Origin of the sequence: Moraxella sp. K127, assembly GCF_015223095.1 — a bacterium.
GTDB lineage: Bacteria > Pseudomonadota > Gammaproteobacteria > Pseudomonadales > Moraxellaceae > Moraxella.
In genome coordinates this window covers 1-3818 of sequence record NZ_JADFBZ010000088.1, presented here as the reverse complement: position 1 = coordinate 3818, position 3818 = coordinate 1, and the positions used below count along the sequence as shown (strand labels likewise).

The following is a 3818-nucleotide window of genomic DNA, read 5'->3' as shown; positions in this document are numbered from 1 at the left end:
ATAAAATGAGCGTAATTAAAAATAAATCCAATATCTTGGCAGGCAATGCCAAAGGCGATGAATCATCGTGATTTTCTAATAAAATGTATAATTTTTGGCGGATTGACATGAGATAAAGCAAAAATAAGCAAGTGGCGATATTGTAACACAAAGGGCGATGTTGGGAGTTATCTTTACCTTGAAATTATCCCCAAATTTAGCGATAATGTAACGCTAAATTTTGACAATAACAACACCATGACCGAGCCAATCACCCCAACCGTATCGCCCAAACATCCGCCCCATGTAGAGCAATCGACATCGCCAAAATCCAAACGCAAAAAACCCAGACGCTCCCAAGAAGACATCATGGCAAATGCCTTTTTAAGGGCGACTTTTAAGCCGGTCAAAAAAGCCATGATGATGGCGTATTTGCTGGACATCGCGAGCGTGCTGGTGTTGGTGGGGCAGGCGTGTGTACTGGTGTGGCTCTTTGATGGGTGGCTGACGAGCTTTGTGCAGGGCGTGCCATTGCCTGATAGGGTGGTGGGCAGTGGCTTACTCTTTAATTTGGGACTGCTGTTTGCGTGTTTGGCGGTACGCATTGCCATTGGTTATGGACGTGATGTTTTGCTGAGTCAAGCAGGGCTGACCGTTGCCAAATCGGTGAGACAACGCTTATTTGTCAAGTTAGGCGAGCTGGGGCAGGCAAGGCGTGATTTTGGGGCGGACGGGGCATTGGCAAGTAAAATCATCGATGAGCCTGACCAACTGGTCGGTTATGCTCGCTTTCATGTCCAAAAGATGACTGCCGTTACCACGCCTTTGATTTTGGCGGGGTGTGTGGCGTTTTATAGTGTTACGTCAGCATTGGTGCTGCTACTTACCGCACCGCTTGTGCCGATTTTTATGGCAATCATCGGTATCGCAACCGCTCGTAAAAGCCGTGAGCAGATGGACGCATTGGCACAGCTTGGGGGGCGGTTTTTGGATTGGATTCGTGGGGTCAATACCTTATCACGACTGGGGGCGGTGGACATTGCCGTATCAGACATTGCAAATAGCTCCGAGCATTATCGCAAACGCACGATGGACGTGTTAAAAATCGCCTTTTTAAACAGTGCGGTGTTAGAGTTTTTATCCGCCTTATCCATTGCCTTGGTGGCGGTATATTTGGGTTTTGGCTTGATGGGGATTTTGCCGTGGGGTAAGGGGCAGGTGCTGACAGGCTATGGCACGGCACTATTTATCCTACTGCTTGTGCCAGAGTTTTACGCACCACTTCGCCGTCTAGGAGCAGAGTATCATGTCAAAGGGCAAGCGGTGGCGTGTGCCAAAGCAATCGCCCCCATGCTAAATTTTAAAGACAAAACAGGGGGCGATGTGGCGGTCAATCTTACCAGTCCGCCTGCTTTTCATCTTAATAACATCACGGCATTTGGCGATGATGGGCGAGTGCGATTATCGCCCATTAGCCTAACCTTTGACGCAGGCAAACGCACCGCCTTGATGGGAGCAAGTGGCGTGGGTAAATCCACGATATTACAAATCCTGCTTGGTTTTGGCGACTTTGCCGGCGATGTGGTCATTCACGCTGATGGCAGGGCGGTGCGGTATGATGAGCTTGATGTGAATATACTAAGAACACAGCTTGGCTATCTGTCGCAGACCACGCCATTATTACCAATCTCTATTAGCGATAACTTACGCCTTGCCAAACCGTCTGCCACTAATGATGAACTGGTGCAGGTGCTAAACGATGTTGCCCTGTGGGACATCATCAGTCAGTTGCCAGATGGCATGAATACCGTGCTTGCCGAGCGTGGCGGTGGACTGTCAGGCGGTCAAGGGCAGCGGCTTGCCATTGCTCAGTTATTATTACAAAATGCCAAAGTGTGGCTACTTGATGAGCCAACCGAGCATTTGGACAGTGAGACGGCAGAGAAAATTAAGGCGTTATTGTCTCGTGTGAGTGTCGGCAAGACCGTGATTTGGGTTACGCACGATGGGGTAGGGGTGGACTTTGATGTCGTCCATGACTTGACGGCATTGTATGAGCAAAAACAACAAAAGGCGGTGCAACATGGCTAATCAACCCAACAGACGTCCATTTCGCCTAAGAGAGTTATTACTTAGCCAAAAGCTTCTGTGGCTCATCGCATGGCTGTTAGGCATAGCGACAGTATTGTCGGTGCTGGGGCTGGTCATGCTCTCGGGGTGGTTTATCACGATGGCAGGCGTGGCAGGCGTGCTGGCGGTGGGGTCGCACGCCTTTAATTATCTTATGCCGTCCGCCATTATTCGTGGTTTTGCTATCGTGCGAACCTTTGCCCGTTATGGCGATTTGATGGTGTCGCACCATGCGGTGTTTGGGCTACTTCGTGATTTGCGAGTGAAGTTTTTTTCGCATTGGGCGAGATTGCCGTTATCGGTGCGACTGCAAAAGGGCGGTAGTAGCGAGACCATGCAAAGGCTGGTCAAGGACATTGATACGCTAGATGAGTTCCCATTGCGAGTGGTGTCGCCCTTTGTGGTGGCGGTCGTGGCGGTGGCGGTGCTGTCGCTCATGGTGTCTGTGATGATACCGACAGCGTGGATTATCGTGCTACACATGGGGCTGGCACTCATCATTGCGGTCATGACCCTATATAAAGGCGTGCAACTGGCACGGCGTGAGAGTGAGCTTTTGGTGCTACGCAAGAGCAAACTCATCAACACCTTGCCTACCCTAACCGCTCTCATCACGTGGGGCAGATGGCAGGACAGCGTGCGGGAGCTTGGCGAGTATGATGAGCGACATCATCAGCTGACGATGGCGACACTGCGAGTCAGACGTAACGCCCAAGCACTCATTCAGCTTATCATTGCGTTGGCGGTGGTGCTACTGCTACTGATGGCAGGGCGGATATTTGAGCAGGGTATTTCCCCTTTTACGGTGGCAACGCTAAACGGTCATACTGCCCTAAATCCTGCCATGGTGCTTGCCTTGACACTTGGGGTGTTTGGGCTGATGGAGATAGTCTCGGCACTGGTGGGCGAGCCGTTGGCGTATGGTAGAAGTGTCAATGCCAAAGCACGTATCAATGAGCTGATGAGTGCAGACAGCACACCCCAAAAACAGCTGATAGATGACAATCCGACCCTTGTTCTAAAAGACTTATCCATAAAAATGCCGTCCGCCATTATGAGTGTGGACGGTATCTGTGCCACGCTTACCCCAACCACGCCCACGCTCATCATGGGGGCGTCAGGGGCGGGCAAATCCACACTGCTTGCCACGCTGGCAGGGGAAGTGCCACGCATGAGTGGCGAGATGGTGGTGCGGACATCGGCTCTTCGTGATGTGGACATGGATAACGTGGATTTTGGTCGCTCGTTTGGCTTTTTGGGGCAAAGCGTGGACATCTTTGATCAGAGCCTTGCCGACAACCTGCGACTGGGTAAGCCGTCAGCGAGCGATGATGAGCTGTGGGTGGTGCTTGATAAAGTGGGCTTGTCTGACTGGGCAAAGCACCAGCCCAAAGGATTAGATACGCCACTTGGCGAGTACGGCATGGCGATATCAGGCGGTCAAGGTCGGCGTGTGGCACTGGCTCGTCTGCTTCTATCACCCAAAAAGGTGCTGTTACTAGATGAGCCATTTGCAGGGCTAGATAGCACCACTCGCCATAAGGTGTGGCAGAGCCTAACCGATATGCAACAGGCAGGCGAGATTGGCGTGCTTGCCATTGCCACGCACCAAATATGGGACGAGATGGGCGATGTGAATGTGGTGCGTGTGGGATGATTAAACAGGGTGGTTTTAAATGGGATTTAACCATCAAAAAAGGGCAAGTCAT

The 3818-nt window shown here is 51.3% G+C and carries 2 protein-coding genes; both read left to right on the top strand.

What is annotated here, in order from left to right; genetic code table 11:
* The first annotated feature begins 237 nt into the window (after positions 1-237).
* A complete protein-coding gene (gene cydD / locus IM753_RS12665; protein ID WP_156065119.1) occupies positions 238-2070 on the top strand; it encodes a thiol reductant ABC exporter subunit CydD in 1833 nt (610 codons plus the stop codon).
* A complete protein-coding gene (locus tag IM753_RS12660) occupies positions 2063-3766 on the top strand; it encodes an amino acid ABC transporter ATP-binding/permease protein (RefSeq protein WP_194109435.1) in 1704 nt (567 codons plus the stop codon). The genes cydD and IM753_RS12660 overlap by 8 nt, the downstream gene beginning before the upstream one ends.
* The last annotated feature ends 52 nt before the right edge of the window (positions 3767-3818 follow it).